A 19,577-nucleotide genomic window follows, 5' to 3' on the forward strand; every position below is an offset into this window, starting at 1 on the left:
TCCTTGTCCGGGGAAATGCGGAGTCCGACGGGGTTCGGAGTCGTTCCGAGCGAACGCTGTTAGCGGTAACAGCGTGGAAAGATGTGACATGGTACTGACCGGACGAAACGGGCGTCAAGGGTGGCCGGCGACTGCCGCGGCGGCGGCGACCTCGGCGGCTCGGGGTTCGCTCGCGTGTCGCCGGCGCACCGAGCCGAGGGGTCGCCGGTGGTGTGCCGGCTGCTGCGGGTTCGGGTGCGGTGCTGGGCGACGGCACGGGCGGGACGGGGCGCGGGGCGGCGACTGGGCAGTGAGGGGTGGGGTGGTGCCCGAGCGGTGCGGGCGGGAAGGGGCGTCCGGGGTGCGGCCGAGAGCGGCGCGTCGCCAAGGGTGGAGCCGGGCGTGGGGTGGCGGCCGAGAACGGCGCGGGCGGGACTGGGCGCGGGACTGGGCGCGGGGGGTGGTGACCGAGAGTGGCGGGCGGGTCGGGGCGTCACAGCCGGCGCCGAGCGTCAGTGGGAAGCGGCGCCGGACGCAGCGCGAGGCCTGAGCCGCGGCCGAAGGGGGAGTCGTCCGGTGGCTCGAGGCCTCGTGCTCCGGGAGGGCCCGGGCTCCGGCGGGGTTCGTCGGCACCGCCGGTGCGGCAGCGAGCCTCTCGCCGCTGTCTGAGCTGCCGATGAGCCCTGGATGAGAGCCCTCTCATCCAGGGCCCGCGCCGACGCTAGTCCTCGCGGCCGGCCCATTCGCGCCGGATGTGCCCGATGTGGGTGCGCATGAGCTCCTGCAGCTGCTCCGCCTCGCCGGCCTCGATGAGGTCGCACATCTGCAGGTGCTCGCGCGCGCTGGCCACGAGCCGCCCGGAGGAGGCCAGCGACGACAGGCCGTAGAGGCGGGTCTGGGCGCGCAGCTCCTGCACGATGCGGACGAGGCGCTGGTTGCCGCTGGCGGAGAGCAGCCGGACGTGGAACTCGACGTCGGCGCCGATGTAGCTGATGAGGTCGCCCGCGGCGGCGGCGTCGACGATGGCCGAGGCGAGGTTGCGCAGGTGCGCGAGCTCCTGCGCGGAGATCGACGAGACGGCCTGGGCGGCGATGGGGGGCTCGAGCAGCTCGCGGATCTGGGTGATCTGGTCGAGGTCGGTCTCCGACATGTCGGTGACCTTGAACCCCTTGTTGCGCACGACCTCGACCAGGCCCTGCTTGACGAGGTCGAGCATCGCCTCGCGGACGGGGGTGGCGGAGATGCCGAAGCGCTCGGCCAGCCCGGGGGCGGAGTACAGCTCGCCGGGTTTCATCTCCCCGGACACGATGGCGCCACGCAAGGCGTCGGCGACCTCTTCTCTGACGCTCATCCGCCGTGCGAAGGACGGCAGAGCCAACTGCCGCAGTTCAGCCATCTGTGGTCCCTCCGGTGTTGCACGGCGGCCGAATGTCACCGCGACGTCGCGTTGTAGCGAGATATCCCACCTCTTCAACCCTAAAGGAGAAAGCCCTCGGGAAAGGGATCTGCCGGGTCGAGGAAGTATTGTGCCGTTCCAGTCAGCCAAGCGCGGCCGGTGACTGTAGGTATCACCGCGGGAAGGTCTCCGACGCTCGACTCGCCGACGAGACGGCCGACGAATCGGCTGCCGATCAAGGATTCGTTGACGAAGTCGGTGTCGAGCGGCAGTTCACCGCGGGTGAAGAGCTGGGCCATACGCGCCGACGTGCCGGTGCCGCAGGGTGAGCGGTCGAACCAGCCGGGGTGGATCGCCATGGCGTGCCGGGAGTGGCGGGCGTCCGAGCCGGGGTCGACCAGCTGGACGTGGTGGCAGACGTTGATCTCCGGGTTCTCCGGGTGCACGGGGGCGTCGGCGGCGTTGATGGCGTCCATGACGGCCAGCCCGGCGGCGAGCAGTTGGTCCTTCTGGGCGACGTCGACGCGCAGGCCGAGCTGGCCGGCGTCGAGGATGGCGTAGAAGTTGCCGCCGTAGGCGAGGTCGTAGGTGACGGCGCCCCAGCCGGGGACGTCGACCTTCGCGTCGAGGCGGTCGGTGTAGGCGGGGACGTTGCGGATGGTGACGGCCTCGGCGGCGCCGTCGCGGACGGCGACCTCGCAGACCACGAGCCCGGCCGGGGTGTCCAGCCGGATCGTCGTGACGGGCTCGGTCACCTCGACCATGCCGGTCTCGACCAGCACGGTGGCGACGCCGATGGTGCCGTGCCCGCACATCGGCAGGCACCCGGACACCTCGATGTAGACGACCCCCCAGTCGGCGTCGGACCGGATGGGCGGCTGCAGGATCGCACCGCTCATGGCGGAGTGCCCGCGCGGCTCGAACATCAGCAGCCGCCGCAGGTGGTCGGAGTGCGTGATGAACCACTGGCGCCGCTCCTCCATGGTGGCGCCCGGGAAGGTGCCGACGCCGCCCGTCACGACGCGCGTCGGCATTCCCTCGGTGTGCGATTCCACGGTGTGGAAGATGCGCTTGGATCGCATCGGCGTGCTCCCTCGACCGTCAGGAGTACTTCTCGGCGGCCTTGGCGGTCAGCTCGCGCACGGTCGCCGCGTCCTCGGCCAGCATAGGCTGGCGCGGCGGCCGCACCGGACCGCCGTTGCGGCCGATGACGTCCATCGACAGCTTGATCGCCTGGATGAACTCGGTGTTGAAATCCCAGCGCAGCAGCGCGTGCAGGTCGCGGTACATCGGCAGCGCGGTGTCGAGGTCGTGCGCCAGCACCGCGTGGTAGATCTGCGCGCAGGCCTGCGGGAAGACGCTCGGGTAGCCGGAGATCCAGCCCTTGGCGCCGGCCAGGCCGACCTCGACGATGGAGTCGTCGGTGCCGATGAGGATGTCGAGGCCGGGCGCCAGTTCGGCGATCTGGTACGAGCGGCGCGACTCGCCCGTGAACTCCTTGACGCCGACGATGAGACCTTCGTTGTACAACTCGGCGAGTAGCGCCGGCTTCAGGTCGATCTTGGTGTCGATGGGATTGTTGTACGCCGACACCGGAATGCCGACCTTCGCGATCTCGCGGAAATGATCGATGACCGAACGGTCGTCGCCACGGTAGGCATTCGGCGGCAGTGCCATGACCACCTGGGCGCCGGCCTCGGCGGCCTGCTCGGCCCAGCCCCGTGCCTCACGGGAGCCGTAGGCCCCGACGCCGGGCATCACCGTGAAGCCCTCGGGTGCGTTCTCGATGGCGACCTTCACCATGGTGGCCCGCTCTTCCGGGGTCAGCACCTGGTACTCGCCGAGCGAGCCGTTCGGGCACACGCCGTCGATGCCGTTGTCGGCCAGCCAGCGGACGTGCTCGGCGTACCTGTCGAAGTCGACCGAAAGGTCGTCACGGAAGAACGTGGGGGTGGCAACCAGAACGCCGTGCCAAGGCTTTTCACGACCGTTCATGTGAGGCTCCATTTCTATACTATATAACATTTCACTCATGTGTGGAGAACGGGACGAACAGGACTGAGCGCGAAAATCTAGGTCTTCAGAATGCCGTCCACTCGCCGCGGAATGCCCGGGTCGGCCTCTCGGAGCTCTTCGGGCAGCACGTGCTCGGGCGCGTTCTGGTACGAGATCGGACGCAGCCAGCGGCGGATCGACGTGGGCCCGACGGAGGTGTGCGTGCTGAGGCTGGCCGACGGGTACGGCCCGCCGTGCTGCATGGCCCACGTGACGGCGACGCCGGTCGGGAAGCCGCCGAACAGCAGCCGGCCGGCCCGTTGCCTCAGTGCGGTGTGCAGCTGGCCGACCAGCGCCGTCTCGCCGTCGCCGGCGTGGATGGTGGCGGTCAGCTGGCCCTCGAGGCGCTCCAGCGCGGCCAGCAGCTCGTCGGCGTCGCGGTACTCGATGACCAGCGCGGTCGGGCCGAAGCACTCCTCGAGCAGCTCGGCGTCGAGGTCGGCGGCGGCGACGGAGAACAGCGCCGGGCGGCCGAGCGCGGGGTCGTCACCCTGGCCGTCGCCGAGCGTGCGCAGCCGGTCGTCGGCGCGCCGACGCTCGGTCTCGGCCTGGTAGGCGTCGCGGATGGAGTCGTTGAGCATGCGCCCGGCCGGCACCTCGGCCAGCTTCGCGCCCAGCGCGGCCCGCAGCTCGTCGGCGCCCGCGGGTGCGAACAGCAGCCCCGGCTTGGTGCAGAACTGGCCGACGCCCATGGTGATCGAGCCGACGTACCCGGCGGCGAACTCCTGCGCCTGGCCGTGCGCCACCTCGGGCGTGACGACCAGCGGGTTCAGGCTGCCGAGCTCGCCGTAGAACGGGATCGGCTGCGGCCGCGCGGCGGCGAGGTCGGCCAGCGCCCGGCCGCCCCGGGTCGACCCGGTGAAGCCGACGGCGCGGACGTCGGGGTGCTGGACCAGCGCGGTGCCGGCCTCGAGGCCCTCGACCAGGCCGAGCGTGCCCTCGGGCAGCTTGGCCTCGGCCAGCCCGGCCCGCATGGCGGCGAAGGTGCGCCGGCTGGTCTCGGGGTGCGACGGGTGCGCCTTGACGACGACGGGGCAGCCGGCCGCGAGCGCGGACGCGGTGTCGCCGCCGGGCACGCTGAACGCGAGCGGGAAGTTGGACGCGCCGAAGACGCCCACGACGCCCACCGGCACGAGCATGCGCCGCAGGTCGGGCTTCGGGCCCATCGGGGTGTCGCCGGCGTGGTCGATGGTGGCCTCGGCGTACGAGCCCTCGCGCAGCACCTCGCCGAACAGCCGCAGCTGGTACGTGGTGCGGGTGAGCTCGCCGTTCAGGCGGGTGGCGCCCAGTCCGGTCTCGGTGTCGGCGGTGGAGACGATGGCGTCGCGGTCGTCCTCGAGCGCGGCGGCGACGGCGTCGAGAGCGTCGGCCCGGCGGACGCGGCCGGCCTGCTCGAACGGCGCTGCGGCCTCGGCCGCGGCGCCGACGGCGTGATCGACGTCAGACATGCATGAGCCTTCCAGGTTCGGTGCGGAGTGAGTCACCGACGAGCGGTCCGCCGGGCGCCGGACGTCGTCGTGTGCTTCCTGAAGAATATCTTAGTGACATGTGAAATGTCACTGTTGTCCAGTGTGACCGGCATCGCCCGCCGGAGGCGTTCATCAGACGCCCCCGAGCCGGTCGAGCGAGATCGGAACGGCGATCGGCCGTTCGCTCACCCCCTGTAGGTCGAGCGCCGACACGGAGGCTGATCCCGAGGCCGACGCGGTGAGGCAGGTGGTGGCGTACCCACACACCCGTCCCTGACACCATCCCATGCCGGCTCGGCTCAGCAGTTTCGCGGTCCGTGGATCGGTCGCGCCGAGGTCGTCGACCGCGGCGCGCACCTCGCCGGCGGTCACCTCCTCGCACCGGCAGACCAGCGTGTCGTCGCCGAGCCAGCTCTGCCAGCCGTCGCGCACCGGGTGGACGGCGTGCATGGCGGCGGCGAACCGGCGCAGCGCCCGCCGCCGGCGGCGCAGCCGGGACGGCACCGCGGACACGCCGGACCCGGTCGCGGCCGCGACGGCCGCCGTCCCGGCGATCTCGCCCTCGACGACGGCCAGCGGCGCCCCGCCGACGCCGCAGGCCTCGCCGGCGACGTAGACGCCGGGCACCGACGTCCGCTGGTGCTCGTCGACCTCGACGACGAGCGAGCCGTCGGCGTCGACGCGGGTGGCGACGCCCAGCGCGAGCGGCAGCTCCAACTGCGGCGTGAACCCCCAGCCGACCGCGACGGCGTCGCACTCGACGACCCGTTCCGAGCCGGGCACGACGCGCCACTCGCGGTCCAGCTTCGCGACGGTGACGGCCTCGACGGCGTCGGCACCGTGCGCCGCGACGACGGCCCGGCGGGCGTGGAACGGCACCCGGCGCCGGGCCAGCGCGGCGGCGTACCCCGCGCCCTCCGTCAGCTTGGCCGCGACCGGCAGCACCGCGCCGGTGTGCCGGGCCCAGCCGGCCGGGCCGTTGGCCTCGTACACGCCGACCACCCGCGCACCGCGGGCGGCCAGCCCGGCCGCCACCGGCAGCAGGAACGGCCCGGTGCCGCCGACGACGACGCGCCGGCCGACGAGCACCTCGTTGCCCTTGAGCAGAGCCTGGGCGCCCCCGGCGGTGTACACGCCCGGCAGGTCCCAGCTGCGGAACGGGACCTGCCGGTCGTACGCGCCGGGGGCGAGTACCAGGCTCCTGGCGGCCACCTCGTGCTCGGCGTCGCCGGCCAGCGACCGGACGGCGAACCCGTCGGCGGCCGAGCCGGACACCGTCCACACGTGGTGGCCGAAGTGGCGGACGGCGCCGGACGCCCCGGCGACCAGGCCGCGGAACGTGCCGAGGTCGTGGTGGAGGTCGGCGACCGCACCCAGGTCGCCCGGCCGGTGCCGCCAGTACTGGCCGCCGGGCTGCCGCCCCGCGTCGATCAGGGCGACGCGGGCCCCGCCCGCGAGCGCCGCCGCGGCGGCGGCCAGCCCGGCCGGGCCGGCGCCCACGACGGCGACGTCATACGGCGAGGTGGCCACGGCCGTCTCCCTCCTGGCTGCGGACGATCGCGTCCGCGGCGGCCGGCGCCAGGCAGGCCCGCTGGTTGGGGACGTCGTCGATGGTCACCAGGCAGTCGAAGCAGACGCCGATGCCGCAGAACAGGCCGCGCGGTCGGCCCTCGCGCCGGGTCGTGCGCCAGGACCGCACCCCGGCCGCGATCAGCGCCGCGCCGACGGTCTGCCCGTCGGTGAACGCGATGTCGCGCCCGTCGAACTCGAACTCGGTCACCGGCGCCTCCTCGGCTCCGCCGCGGGAACGTGCAGGTGGGGCAGGGTACGGCCGGCGCTTTGCAATGAGCACCGATACGCACCACCCGCTGCGGCCGGCGGGTGCCCGCGATGGGTGAGTGTTTGGTGGCGCTCTGGCACCACCAAACGCTCATTCATCGCGGCGGACGGTCGTGTGGGTGAGGGAACCATGCACCCGGGGCGACTCAGAACGCTCACCCATCTGACGGTCGCCGCCGTGGCCGAGGCCGGGTGGTGCGTATCGGTGCTCATTGCAAAGCGGCGCCGCACCGTAGGGCGACCTGGGGCGGGCGGCCGGCTCACGCCGCCTCCGCGGGGTCGAACCGCTCCGGCCGGAACGGCGTCAGGTCGAGGTCCGGCCGGTCGCCGTCGACGAGCTGGGCGATCAGCCGGCCGGTGGCGGCGGCGAGGCCGATCCCGGCGCCCTCGTGCCCGCACGCGTGGAAGAGGCCGGGCGCGCGCGGGTCCGGGCCGATCACCGGCAGGTGATCGGGGCAGTACGGGCGGAAGCCGCGGTAGGCGCGGATGACCTGCACGCCGGCCAGGACGGGGAACAGCGCGACCGCCTGCGCGGCCAGCGCCCGCAGCACCCGCACGGACAGCGTGCGGTCGTAGCCGACCCGCTCGCGACTGGCGCCGATGAGGATCGTCCCGGCTTCGGTGCCCTCGACGACGGGCGACGTCTGCAGGTCGGCGTCGTCGCTGGCGACGTCGGCGACGTACTCGGCCGCATAGACCTTGTGCCGGACGAGGCGCGGCAGCGGCTCGGTGACCAGGATGAAGCCGCGGCGCGGCAGCACCGGCACGTCGACGCCGGCCAGCGAGGCGATGTCGCCGCCCCACGTCCCGGCGGCGTTGACGACGATGCCCGCGGGCAGGTCGCCGGCCGACGTCCGCACGCCGACGACGCGGTCGCCGGAGCGCAGGAACCCCGTCACCTCGACGCCGGTGCGCACCGACGCGCCCTTGGCCCGGGCCGCGCGCAGCAGCCGGGCGGCCGCCAGCATCGGCTGGACCTGCGCGTCGCCGGAGTAGAGCACGCCACCGGTCAGCGACGGCGTCAGGTGCGGCTCGTGCTCGGCCAGCCCACCGGCCGGCACGACCACGGCCTCGACCCCGGCGTCACGCTGCGACGCCGCCAGCGACACCAGCGCGTCGAACCCGGCCGGCGTCGACGCGACCACCAGGCCGCCCTTGGTGTCGTACTCGAACCCGCCGACCTCGACCGCCAGGTCGCGCCACAGCCCGGACGACAGCAGCGCGAGGTCCAGTTCGGCGCCCGGAGGCTTGTCCGAGACCAGGATGTTGCCCTCGCCGGCGCCGGTGGTGCCGCCGGCCACCGAGCCGCGGTCGACGACGGTGACGGAGCGCCCGGACCGTGCGGCGTACCAGGCGGTGGCCGCGCCGACGACGCCGGCGCCGATCACCAGGACGTCGGCGGCGTCAGCGGGCACCGGGACGTCCTCCGGGGGTGAGCCCGCCGGCGACGTGCGCCTCAGTAGTGTCGATGGCGGTCTCGGTTCCGCTGGTGTCGTCGGCCGCGGGCGTGAGCGCGACCTCCTCGGGCTTCACCTCGTGCGGCGCGAGCTTCCCGGACAGGATGTCCTCGGCGTAGTGGCAGGCCACCTTGTGCCCGGGCGCCACCAGCGGCAGCTCGCGCAGTGCCGGCCGCTCGGTGTCGCACTTCGCCGACTGCTTCCACGGGCACCGGGTGTGGAACCGGCAGCCGGCCGGCGGGTTCGCCGGCGACGGCAGGTCGCCCTGCAGCAGGATGCGGTTGCGCGACTCCTCGACGTTCGGGTCGGGCACCGGCACCGCGCTCATCAGCGCCCGCGTGTACGGGTGCAGCGGCTGGCGGTAGAGGTCGGCGGCCGGCGCCTGCTCGACGATGCCGCCCAGGTACATGACGGCGACCGTCTTGCTGATGTGCCGGACGACGGCGAGGTCGTGCGCGATGACGACGTAGGTGAGCGAGAACCGTTCCTGCAGTTCCTTGAGCAGGTTGATGACCTGCGCCTGGATGGACACGTCCAGCGCGGACACCGGCTCGTCGGCGATGATCAGCGACGGGTTCAGGGCCAGCGCGCGGGCGATGCCGAGGCGCTGGCGCTGCCCGCCGGAGAACTCGTGCGGGTACCGGTTCACCACCGACTCGGGCAGCCCGACGACGTCCAGCAGTTCGCGGATCCGCTTGGCGTGCGCGGCCGAGCCGCCGGGGAACTTGTGCGCCCGCAGCGGCTCGGTGAGCATCGACTCCACGCTCTGCCGCGGGTCGAGGCTGGCCATCGGGTCCTGGAAGACCATCTGGAACTGGCGGCGGACGGCGCGCATCTTCCGCTCGCTGAGCGCCAGGATGTCCTGGCCGTCCAGCGTGACCGAGCCGTTCGTCGGCTCGGTCAGCCGCATGATCGCGCGGCCGAGCGTCGACTTGCCGCAGCCGGACTCGCCGACCAGCCCGAACGTCGTGCCGGCCTCGACGTCGAGGTCGACGCCGTCGACGGCCTTGACGGCGCCGACGGTGCGCTGGAACAGCGTCCCCGCCTTGATGGGGAAGTGGACCTCGAGGTCACGGACTTGGAGCAGGCTCACCGGGCCACGTTCCCTTCGTGCAGGCTCACGTCCTGGCCGACCGGCCGCAGGCAGCGGACCGGGTGCGGCACGATCGGCGTGCCGAGCTCGGTCACCGGCGGCGGACCGGACAGGCACTCGGCCACCGCCCGCTCGCAGCGCGGCTGGAAGGCACACCCACGCTCCCACGCGACGGTGTCGCGGGCGGAGCCGGGGATGGTGTGCAGCAGATCGGCCGGATCGTCGTCGTCGATGCGCGGGATGGACTGCAGCAGGCCGTCGGTGTACGGGTGCGACGGCCGGGCGAACAGGTCCTTCGTCCCCGCCGACTCCACGATGCGGCCGGAGTACATGACGTGGACGTCGTCGCAGAGTCCGGCGACGACGCCGAGATCGTGGGTGATCATGATCATCCCGCAGCCGCTCTCGGCGACCAGCGTGCGCAGCAGGTCGAGGATCTGCGCCTGGATGGTGACGTCGAGCGCCGTCGTCGGCTCGTCCGCGATCAGCAGCTTCGGCCGGCAGGCGATCGCGATGGCGATCATGACCCGCTGGCGCATGCCGCCGGAGAGCTGGTGCGGGTACTCGCCGAGGCGGCGCACCGGGTCGGGGATGCCGACGCGGCGCAGCAGCTGTTCCGCCTCGCCCTTCGCCTCGCCCTTGGTCAGCCCGGCGTGCCGGGTGAGCACCTCGACCAGCTGCTTGCCGTTGGTGACCACCGGGTTCAGCGACGTCATCGGGTCCTGGAAGATCATTGCGACGTCGCGGCCGCGGACGTCGCGCAGGGCGCGCTGGTCCATGTCGGTCAGCTCGTTGCCGTCGAGGGTGACGGTGCCGCCCACCTCGACGCCGCGCGACGGCAGCAGCCCCATGACGGCCAGCGACGTCACCGACTTCCCGGACCCGGACTCGCCGACGATGCCGACGGACTGGCCCGCGGCGACGTCGAAACTGACGCCGTCGACGGCGCGCACCGGATCGCTGCCGGACCGGGTGAACGTGACGGACAGGTCGCGCACTTCGAGCAGGCTCATGCCGTCACCGCCGGAACTTCGGGTCGAGGGCCTCGCGCAGCGACTCGCCGACCAGCGTGAAGCCGAGCGCGGCGAGGACGATGGCGAGGCCGGGGTAGATCGCCAGCATCGGCGCCGACGTCAGGGTCTCCTGCGCGTCGGTGAGCATGCGGCCCCACTCGGGCGCCGACGGGTCGCTGCCGGACAGCCCGAGGAAGGCCAGCCCGGCCGCCTCGACGATGGCCAGCGCCAGCGTCAGCGTGCCCTGCACGATGACCGGGGTGAACGAGTTCGGCAGCACGTGCCGGAACACGATCGCCGAGCGCGAGATGCCCAGCGACCGCGCCGCCAGCACGTAGTCGGCGCCGCGCTGCCCGAGCATCTCGCCGCGCAGCAGCCGGGCGAAGATCGGCACGTTCACCACGGCGATCGCGATCATCACCGAGGTGAGGCTCTGGCCGAGCATCGCGGCGACGGCGATGGCGAACAGCAGGCCGGGCACCGACAACATGATGTCGACGAAGCGCATGACGACGGTGTCGACCCAGCCGCCGAACGCGCCGGCCAGCACGCCCAGCGCGATGCCGGCGATGGCGCCCAGCGCCAGCGCGACGACGCCGATCAGCAGCGACTGGCGCGCGCCGTAGATGATGCGGGAGAACACGTCGCGGCCGAGCGGGTCGATGCCCAGCCAGTGCTCGGCGGACGGGCCCGGGTACTGGCCCGGGCGGACCTGGTCCAGCCAGGAGTTGTCCGTGGGGGAGTACGGCGCGATCAGCGGCGCGAAGATCGCGACCAGGACGAAGACGGCGATGAGCGCCATGCCCACGACCGCCATCGGGTTGCGCACCAGCCGGCGCAGGGCCTCGCGGCCCAGGCTGGACGGCGGCCGCGCGGCCGCCTCCGTCGGGGCCGGGGCCGGTCCGCCCGGCTCGCCGGCGACCACCTCGTTGACGCTCATGAGACCCTCACCCGCGGATCGAGCAACCCGTAGACCAGGTCGACGATCATGTTGATGACGACGTACACGACGGCGATGACCAGGATGAACCCCTGAATGGTCGGGAAGTCGCGTTGCACGATCGCGTCGGCCATGAACTTGCCGACGCCGGCGAACGCGAACACGGTCTCGGTGAGCACCGCACCGGCCAGCAGGACGCCGAGCTGCAGGCCAATGACGGTCGTCACCGGCAGCATCGCGTTCTTCAGCACGTGCCGACGGGTGATGGTGCCCGGCAGCAGGCCCTTGGCCTCAGCGGTGCGCACGTAGTCCTCGTTGACGACGTTGAGGACCGACGCCCTGGTGATGCGGACGATCACCGCGAGCGGGATCGACGCCAGCGCCAGCGCCGGCAGGATCAGGTGCTGGATGGCGTCCCAGCTGGCGTCCAGGTTGCCGGTGACGATGCCGTCGAGGACGTAGAACCCGGTGGGATGCTCCGCCCGGGCTCTCGGGTCGGCTCGGCCGGCCGTGGGCAGCCAGCCGAGCTCGACCGAGAAGACGTACTTGAGGATGTACGCCAGGAAGAAGATCGGGATCGTCACGCCGAGCAGCGACCCCGTCACGGCGAGGCTGTCGATCCAGGTGCCGTAGCGCCGGGCCGCCAGGTACCCCAGCGGGATCCCGACGGCGACGGCGATCAGCAGCGCCGCGAGCGCGAGCTCGATGGTGGCCGGGAACCGGCGCACCATCTCGTCGATGACCGGCTGCCCGGTCTGCAGCGACGCGCCGAAGTCGAGCCGGACGGCCCGCCCCAGGAACTGGAGGTACTGCTCCCAGAGCGGGCGGTCCAGGCCCAGCTGCGATTCGATCGCCGCGACGGCCTCCGGCGTGGCCCGTTCTCCCAGCAGTGCTTGTGCCGGACCGCCGGGAAGGGCGCGGACCCATGCGAACAGCAGGACCGACAGACCCAGCAGGATCGGGACGAGCAGGAGAAGGCGCCGGACGATGAATCTCAGCACGTGTCGATCAGCCCTCGATGTCGACCAGCTTGAAGTACTCGAGGCTGACCGGCGACGGGGTGTAGCCCGTGATGTCACCGGCGAGCGCGAGCAGCGGCTGGTTGTGGACGAACGGAACGCCAGGGATGTAGTCGTACAGCAGCTGGTTGATCTCCTGGTACAGCGTTTCGCGCTCGGCCTGGTCGGTCATCCCGAGGGCCTCGTTCAGCTTGCCCTGGATGGTCGGGTCGGTGAAGCCGAACTCCGGCCGGTCCTGGCGGAAGAACGTGCCGACGAAGTTGTCCGGGTCGGCGTAGTCGCCGGTCCAGCCGAGCAGGTGCAGCTGGCCGAGGCCGTCGCCCTGGATGTTCTGCAGGTAGTCGGGCGTCCACGGCACCGTCTTCGGGACGATGGTGAAGCCGACGGCCTGCAGGTCGGCGGCGAACGACTCGTACACGGCCTGCGGGTCCGGCATGTACGGCCGCGACACGTCCGACGGGTACCAGAACTCCAGCGTCAGGTTGGTCTCGCCGGACTCCTGGATCAGCTGACGGGCGAGGTCCGGGTCGTACTCGTAGCCCTCGACGCTGTCGTTGTAGCCCCACTGGTCCGGCGGGAGGAACTGGTTGGCGACGACGGCGCCCTCCGGGTACGCGGCGTCGAGCAGCCCCTGCCGGTTCAGCGCGTGCGCGATGGCCTGGCGGATCTTCTCGTTCTGGAAGATCGGCAGCTTGTTGTTGAAGCCGACGTAGCCGACGTTGAACGCCGGGCGCTCGACGACCTGGTCGCCGTTGCCCTCGATGGCGCCGATGTCGGCGGCGTTGACGCCCTCGTAGGCGTCGATCTCACCGGCCTGCAGCGCCTGGAGGCGGGCGGTCGGGTCGGCGATCGGCCGGAAGATGATCTCGTCCAGCGCGGGCGCGTCGCCCCAGTAGTCCTCGTTGCGCTCCAGGACCAGGCTCTCGCCGCGGTCCCAGCTGACGAACTGGAACGGGCCGGTGCCGGCCACGACCTCGGAGCCGAAGCCGCCGCTGTAGGTGAACGAGTCGCCGGACGCGACGATGTCGGTGCCGCCCTCCTCGATGGCCTTCGGGCTGGCGATCGAGAACGCCGGGAGCACGAGGCCGGCCAGCAGCGCCGACGACGGCTCCGTCAGCGTCAGCGTGGCGGTGAACTCGTCGGTGGCCGCGCAGGACTGGTAGCGGCTGGTGTCCGGCGCGGAGTCGACCTCCTTGGTGGCGAAGCCACCGAACACCGTCTGCCAGTAGTAGGTGACGTCGCCGCTCTGCGCGGGGCCGGTGAAGTTGTACCAGCGGTCGAAGTTGAAGCAGACCGCCTCGGCGTCGAACGGCTCGCCGTCGTGGAACGAGACGCCCTCGCGCAGGTGGAAGGTGTAGGTGAGGCCGTCGTCGCTGACCTCCCACTCCTCGGCCAGGCCGGGCACGACCTCGGTGGTGCCGGGCTCGAGCTGGACGAGGGTCTCGTACACCTGGAAGATCACGCGGAACGACTCGCCGTCGGAGACGTAGGCGGCGTCGAGCGTCTTCGGGTCGTCGGACGCGCCGAAGATGAAGGTCTTCGGGTCGCCGCCGTCGCCGTTGCCGGAGCCGGAATCACCCGAACCGCCGGAGTCGTCGCCGCCACAGGCTGCGACCAGCAGCCCGACGGCGGCGGTGAGGGCGAGGACTCGCCCTGCCTTGCGGTGCACACGCATTGGTCCTCCTTGGTTCGACATGTGACAGAGCCGAGGGGGGCGGCCGGCTCGCGGATCTGGCGTCGGGACGCTCAGTACGCTTGTGGCACCTCGGAACCCACGACCGGCACGGGCGTTCCGCGGCACCACAGAGCACAGATCTACCATCAGAGCGGACACAGTGCGATGTGCTATTGCACTACTGTGTCCTAATCGTAACGCGGGTGAATGGGCGGGTTTGTCCCGGTCTACCGGCGTGCTAGAGGCGGCGTCCAGGGCGGTTGTTGTGCGCCGCGGCGGTGACGCCCGGGAGTCCGGCGAACGCCCCGGTGTCCGGCGCTCGTGGGCCGGATCTGGCGGCTGACCGCCGGTATCCGGGGTGTCCGCCGGTTCAGTCCTTCCCGCCTGGCCGCACTTCTGCGATCGTCACCGCCCACACTCCGCCATCGGAGACCAGCCACCCGTCACCCGGCTGACCAACCTCCCTGGACATCACGGCTCGAGGGGATCCGACACCGTCAGGTATCCCCTAAGGGCGGGCCGACGAAGTCGACGCCGCTGGCGTGCGCGACCGTGGCGAGCTGCTCGGCGCTCACCGGCGCCTGGAGCGCGGCGAACTGCTCGAAGAACCGTTCCAGCCCTGCCGGCGTGGTGACGACCAGTAGCCGGCCCGGCGCGTCGCCGACGTTCTGGAAGCAGTGCGGCGTGCCGCGCGGCCCGAACGCCAGGCCACCGGCCGAGACCTGCGTCAGCCGCTCGCCGGTCCGGAACCGGAACTCGCCGTCGAGCACGAACCACAGCTCGTCGTCGCGCGCGTGGGTGTGCAGCGCCGGTCCGCTCTTCGCCTCGACCAGGAACTCCAGCACGGTCAGCGAACCGCCGGTCGTCTCGGTGTCCGCTTTGACGACGACGGTGTCTCCGGTCGGCGTCTCGAGCGCGCGGCTGGCGGGAATCGACATGGGGCACCTCGCAGTGGAAGCGGCCTGGCTCGCCCTTCGAGGGTGGCACCGGTGACGCCGCCGCGCCAGCCCTGCACACTTGTTCTACGTGACCGGTGACAGTACAATATTACTCTTGTTTCGCCCATACCGGCACAGAATCACCGCATCTCGGCGTCGCCGTCCGGTGACGCTTTCCCCGCACCTCTTTGGCCGAGGAGGATCTGTGTCCCCGACAGACCGACCGCGAGGTCCGATGTCAACGCGAGGCGCCCGCCGGGCACGGGCGCTGCTGATCGCCGTGGCCGCGTCCGCGCTGCTGTTCCCGCAGCTCGCCGGCGCCGAGAGCGCCGGCCCGTCGCAGGCTCCGCCGCTCGCCCCGATCGACCCGCAGGACTGGGACAACCAGTACGACCTCACCTGGGACGACTTCGTCCCGGTGCCGGGCGTCGACTGGACCGACCCGGACAACGTGCCCACCAAGGACACCTGGCGGGCGGCGCTCGTGCTGGTCGACTACCCGAACATGGACTTCCAGATCAGCCAGCCGGAGGGCTCCACGATCTTCGGCACCCCGATCGGCGTCGGCGACGTCCCGCGTGACGACGTCCCGGAGTTCTACGCCGACCTGCTCAACACGCCGAGCGACCTCAACCACCGGCAGACGCTGAACTCGTACTGGATGGAGGACTCCTACGGCCAGTACGGCGTCGAGGTCGACTCCTTCGGGCCGTTCCGGATGCCGCGCAACCACTTCGAGTACGGCAACTCGCCGTACGGCAACGCCGCCAGCTGCCCGCCCGGCTTCACCTGCAACGGCAACTACACCCGCGACGCCCGCGCGCTGTACGAGGCGAACGTGCCGGCCGAGGTGCGCGGCCAGTACGACCTGATCTTCTTCATGGGCGCCGGCCTGGACGAGTCGACCGCCTGGCAGGTGTTCGGCGAGATGATGTTCGACTCGCCCGAGGACGTGCCGGACGAGTTCGGCCCGCCGGCCGAGTTCGACCCCGACGGCGTCATGACGAACTGGATGCCGACGCGCTACATCCCGTGGACGTCGTGGGCGGCCGGCTCGTTCACCTGGGCCAGCGCCGGCGGCGGCAGTGGCAACATGTCGGAGTCGTCGGGCACCGCCGGGTTCGCGCACGAGTTCACCCACATCCTGGGCCTCGGCGACAACTACAACGGCGCCTTCGCGGTGCCGGCCCAGCGCACCTTCACCGGCCAGTGGGACATGATGAGCCAGGGCTCCTGGAACGGGCCGACCGGCATGCACACCCGCTGGAAGGTCCCGGCCGACGGCGGCTCGACCGTCGGGCCGCACCACAGCATCCGCAACAAGCTCGAACTGGGCCTCATCGACACCGGCGACATCGTCGACCTCAGCCGCGACGGGCTGGCGTCGTCCGGCGTCGTGGTCGCGAAGGTGCGGGCGCGGGCGGCCGGCCCTGACGAGGACGAGCTGCTCGGCGTGCGCGTCCGGCTCGACGGCGCCGCGCCGGTGGACCGTACGCCGTCGTGCCACCCGTCGACCGCCGGGCCCGAGTGCATGGGCCAGGCCGACTACACCAACTACACGCTCGAGGTGGTGCAGCAGCTCGGCGTCGACTCCTACACGCCCGGCAACGGCGTGCTGCTCTACAAGAACAAGGACCGGGGCAGCAACTGCGGCACGGCCACCTGCTTCTCGTGGCTGATCGACCCCAACCCCGACGACATCGGGATGGTCGACTTCTACCAGCCCGACGGCACGCCGCGGATGGTCGTGACCGGCGACCCGCGCCAGGTCAACGACGCCACGTTCAACGCCGGCACGCACTCGGGCACGTCCTACGAGTGGGTCGACGAGGACAACCGGCTGCACTTCTACGTCATCGACGTCGAGGAGGACGCCGACGGCGTGCGCACCTACACCGTCGCCGTCCGCTCGCTCGACGGTGACGGGCCGCAGCGGCGGGGCGTCGCGCTGGACGGCGGCGTGCCCGGACGGCACACCCCCGGCAAGGCGGCCACCTGCACGTTCCCGCTGGAGAACACTGGCGAGGCGGCGCCGGTCGCCGCGGCGGCGCACCCGAGCGACGTCACGGACGAGACGGCGGCCGACGTGTACCGGCTGTCGGTGACGTCGTCCGGCGCCGGCTGGGACGCCGAGCTGTACAACGAGCTGGCCGCGAGCCCGTTCGGCGGCGCCGTCGAGGTGCCGGTGTACGTCACCCGCACGCCGGGGGCGGTCCGGTCGACCACCGTCACGCTGACCGCGACCTCGGAGAGCGACCCGTCCGCGACGGCGACGGCCACCTGCGTGGTCGACGTCGCCAGCACGACCGTGCGGCGCTGAGCTCGAACGCCCGCCGCGCCGCGTGCACCGCCCGGGCACGCGGCGCGGCGGGGACCCGGTTCGCCCGGACGCTCCTCCGCAGCGCGCCCGGTCGTCCGGACGTGCCGGTCGCTTCCCGCCATGGGGGAGTGACGAGAAGTGTGCAATGTCGTATTTTATCCATCACCCCCGGGCAGGACGTGAGGAGAGCGCATGCGTATGAGGCTCAGCAGGACGAGCGTCGCGAGGCGGTGGCGGCTGGGACTCGCCGCGGCCGCGGTCACGACGCTCGTCGTCGGTGTGGCGAGCGCGGGCCAGGCGGCCCCGCCGGACTTCGAGGTCCAGCCGATCGATCCGCAGAACTGGAAGAACCAGTACGACATGACCTGGGACGACTGGACGGACATCCCGGGCACCGAGTGGAACGACCCGGACGCGAAGCCGAGTGAGCGCGGCCTGCGCATCGCGCTGGTGGCCGTGGACTTCCCCGACCAGCCGTTCGTCATGACGCAGGAGAAGCAGAGCGACCTGTTCGGGAACCCGCAGATCGACCCGATCTCGCGGGACGAGGTGCCGCAGTTCTACCACGACTTCTACATGGTCCCGAACGAGTACAACCACGGCCGCACCATCCAGGAGTACTGGATGGAGCAGAGCCGCGGGAAGCTCGGCGTCGAGGAGATGGACGTCTTCGGCGCGTACCAGGTGCCGCGCAACCTGTTCGAGTACGGCCTGAACGAGTGGGGCCAGCAGTCCGCCTGTCCCGAGGGCTTCACCTGCAACGGGAACCTCGACCGCGACGTCGACACGGTCTGGAAGGCCGACCTCGCCGAGAAGGGCGTCCCGTGCCCGGACAGCCGCTGCGGCTACGACGTCATCCTGCGGGTCTACGCCGGTTACGACGAGACCAGCATCTGGCAGGAGTACGGCGAGATGATGTTCGACACCAAGGAGGACATCCCCGACGAGTGGGGCCCGCCGGCGTCGGTCGACCCGGACAACGAGATGCCGAACTGGGCGCCGACCCGGTACGTCGAGTGGACCTCGTGGCGGGCCGCGGCCCAGCAGTGGGGGCTCTCGTCGATCCGCCAGGCGGAGAGCTCGGGCACCATCACGCACGAGATGGGTCACTTCTTCTTCCGCATCGGCGACAACAACAACAACCCGTTCTCGGACCGCGCGAACCCGCCGCAGCCGTTCCACCGGGTCGGCTCGGCGCCGTGGGACATGATGGACCGCGGCTCGTTCAACGGCCCCGGTGGTCACCACATGCGCTGGGTCGTGCCGCCGAACATGGGCGGGTGGTCGCCGTCGGGCCTCATGGTCCGCAACAAGATCCACGCCGGCATCCTGCCGGAGGAGAACCTGCTCGACATCAGCCGTGAGGCGCTGGCCGGCACCGGCGTCGTCGTCGGCGAGGTGACGGCGCGCGCCGTCGACCCGGGCGCCGAGGGTACGTCCGGCGTGAAGATCCGGCTGGACGGCGAGGGCCGTCCGGACCGCACCCCGGCCTGCGACATCAACACCGACCCGTTCTGCCACGGCAACACCGGCTGGGACCACTACACGCTGGAGGTCGTCGACCGGATGGGGTTCGACTCGTTCAACCCCGACAGCGGCGTGATCATCTCCAAGAACAAGACCAACGAGGACCGCAACAGCACCTGCGGCTACGGCTGCTTCAACTGGGTCATCGACGCCAACCCCGACGACATCGGGCTGGTCGACTTCTACAAGCCCGACGGCACGCCCATCATGGCGTCGATCGCCGACCACCGGCAGCTCAACGACGCCGCGTTCCACGCCGGCACGAACTCCGGCTCGGAGTACGAGTACGTCGACGAGGCCAACCGGCTGCACTTCTACGTCATCGACCTCGATCGCGACGAGAACGGCGTGCTGTCGTACACGCTGGCCGTCCGCTCGCTCGACGGTGACGGCGAGCAGGCGCGCGGCGTCGAGCTGGGCGACGGCGAGGTGTCCGGGATCCGGGCCAGCCAGGCCGCCCAGTGCACGTTCCCGCTGACCAACACCGGCGAGGAGGCCGCGACCACGGCCGGCCACGTCAGCGACGTCAGCGGCAAGGCCGACAACGACGTGTACCGGCTCTCGGTGGAGTCCAGCGGCAAGGGCTGGACGGCCGAGCTCGACAACACCCTCACCACGGCCCGCGCCGGTGAGACCGTCGAGGTTCCGGTCTACGTCACCCGCGAGACGCCGGCCGCGCGCAACACCACGGTCACCCTCACGGCGACCTCGGAGAGCGACCCGTCGGCCACGCAGCAGATCAGCTGCACCGTGGCCGTGAAGGACACCAACCCCCGGCGGTGACGCCGGTCGTCCGATCCCCATGACGGCCGGTCCGGGCCCGTCCACGTGACGGGCCCGGACCGGCCGCGAAGGAG

The 19,577-nt window shown here is 71.6% G+C and carries 15 protein-coding genes and 1 pseudogene; 3 read left to right on the forward strand and 13 right to left on the reverse strand.

Features of this window, described 5'->3' with window-relative positions:
• Positions 1 to 700 precede the first annotated feature (700 nt).
• The 12 genes from BLV02_RS04470 to BLV02_RS04525 all read right to left on the reverse strand — a co-directional run bounded on the left by BLV02_RS04470 (position 701) and on the right by BLV02_RS04525 (position 13,935).
• A complete protein-coding gene (locus BLV02_RS04470) occupies positions 701 to 1,375 on the reverse strand; it encodes a GntR family transcriptional regulator (RefSeq protein WP_069110314.1) in 675 nt (224 codons plus the stop codon).
• Positions 1,376 to 1,455: 80 nt separating this feature from the next.
• On the reverse strand, positions 1,456 to 2,457 hold the full coding sequence (locus BLV02_RS04475) for a proline racemase family protein (RefSeq protein ID WP_069110313.1): 1,002 nt from the start codon (positions 2,455 to 2,457) through the stop codon (positions 1,456 to 1,458).
• A gap of 19 nt (positions 2,458 to 2,476) precedes the next feature.
• Positions 2,477 to 3,382 (reverse strand): dihydrodipicolinate synthase family protein, encoded by a 906-nt coding sequence (locus tag BLV02_RS04480; RefSeq protein WP_216094075.1) that lies wholly within the window; start codon positions 3,380 to 3,382, stop codon positions 2,477 to 2,479.
• A gap of 65 nt (positions 3,383 to 3,447) precedes the next feature.
• The gene (locus tag BLV02_RS04485; protein ID WP_083288422.1) at positions 3,448 to 4,878 is read right to left on the reverse strand and encodes an aldehyde dehydrogenase (NADP(+)); all 1,431 of its coding nucleotides are present in this window, start codon (positions 4,876 to 4,878) and stop codon (positions 3,448 to 3,450) included.
• Between the two features lie 153 nt (positions 4,879 to 5,031).
• Complete coding sequence (locus tag BLV02_RS04490; RefSeq protein ID WP_069110310.1) at positions 5,032 to 6,429, reverse strand: NAD(P)/FAD-dependent oxidoreductase; 1,398 nt, start codon at positions 6,427 to 6,429, stop codon at positions 5,032 to 5,034.
• Complete coding sequence (locus tag BLV02_RS04495; RefSeq protein ID WP_069110309.1) at positions 6,410 to 6,679, reverse strand: (2Fe-2S)-binding protein; 270 nt, start codon at positions 6,677 to 6,679, stop codon at positions 6,410 to 6,412. Before BLV02_RS04495 ends, BLV02_RS04490 begins: the two co-directional genes overlap by 20 nt.
• A gap of 319 nt (positions 6,680 to 6,998) precedes the next feature.
• Positions 6,999 to 8,153, reverse strand: coding sequence for an NAD(P)/FAD-dependent oxidoreductase (locus BLV02_RS04500; protein ID WP_069110308.1), 1,155 nt, complete (start codon positions 8,151 to 8,153; stop codon positions 6,999 to 7,001).
• On the reverse strand, positions 8,143 to 9,288 hold the full coding sequence (locus BLV02_RS04505) for an ABC transporter ATP-binding protein (RefSeq protein ID WP_083288421.1): 1,146 nt from the start codon (positions 9,286 to 9,288) through the stop codon (positions 8,143 to 8,145). Before BLV02_RS04505 ends, BLV02_RS04500 begins: the two co-directional genes overlap by 11 nt.
• On the reverse strand, positions 9,285 to 10,301 hold the full coding sequence (locus BLV02_RS04510) for an ABC transporter ATP-binding protein (protein WP_069110307.1): 1,017 nt from the start codon (positions 10,299 to 10,301) through the stop codon (positions 9,285 to 9,287). The genes BLV02_RS04505 and BLV02_RS04510 overlap by 4 nt, the downstream gene beginning before the upstream one ends.
• Positions 10,302 to 10,305: 4 nt before the next feature.
• Positions 10,306 to 11,241, reverse strand: a complete 936-nt coding sequence (locus BLV02_RS04515) for an ABC transporter permease (RefSeq protein ID WP_069110306.1) — start codon at positions 11,239 to 11,241, stop codon at positions 10,306 to 10,308.
• Complete coding sequence (locus BLV02_RS04520) at positions 11,238 to 12,242, reverse strand: ABC transporter permease (RefSeq protein ID WP_069110305.1); 1,005 nt, start codon at positions 12,240 to 12,242, stop codon at positions 11,238 to 11,240. Before BLV02_RS04520 ends, BLV02_RS04515 begins: the two co-directional genes overlap by 4 nt.
• A gap of 7 nt (positions 12,243 to 12,249) precedes the next feature.
• Complete coding sequence (locus tag BLV02_RS04525) at positions 12,250 to 13,935, reverse strand: ABC transporter substrate-binding protein (protein ID WP_069110304.1); 1,686 nt, start codon at positions 13,933 to 13,935, stop codon at positions 12,250 to 12,252.
• 376 nt (positions 13,936 to 14,311) lie between these two features.
• On the opposite strand from BLV02_RS04525, the pseudogene BLV02_RS35430 reads away from it, so the two are divergent.
• Positions 14,312 to 14,410 (forward strand): annotated as a pseudogene (locus tag BLV02_RS35430) (IS481 family transposase); the annotation flags it as partial.
• 22 nt (positions 14,411 to 14,432) lie between these two features.
• On the opposite strand, the gene BLV02_RS04535 reads toward BLV02_RS35430, so the two are convergent.
• Positions 14,433 to 14,873, reverse strand: coding sequence for a cupin domain-containing protein (locus BLV02_RS04535; RefSeq protein WP_069110303.1), 441 nt, complete (start codon positions 14,871 to 14,873; stop codon positions 14,433 to 14,435).
• 235 nt (positions 14,874 to 15,108) lie between these two features.
• Here BLV02_RS04535 and BLV02_RS04540 point away from each other — a divergent pair, with 235 nt between their 5' ends.
• Positions 15,109 to 17,193, forward strand: a complete 2,085-nt coding sequence (locus BLV02_RS04540; protein ID WP_069110302.1) for a M6 family metalloprotease domain-containing protein — start codon at positions 15,109 to 15,111, stop codon at positions 17,191 to 17,193.
• A 198-nt stretch (positions 17,194 to 17,391) separates the two neighbouring features.
• Positions 17,392 to 19,503, forward strand: a complete 2,112-nt coding sequence (locus BLV02_RS04545; protein ID WP_141711468.1) for a metallopeptidase domain-containing protein — start codon at positions 17,392 to 17,394, stop codon at positions 19,501 to 19,503.
• The last annotated feature ends 74 nt before the right edge of the window (positions 19,504 to 19,577 follow it).

Origin of the sequence: Jiangella alba, from assembly GCF_900106035.1 — a bacterium.
Lineage (GTDB): Bacteria > Actinomycetota > Actinomycetes > Jiangellales > Jiangellaceae > Jiangella > Jiangella alba.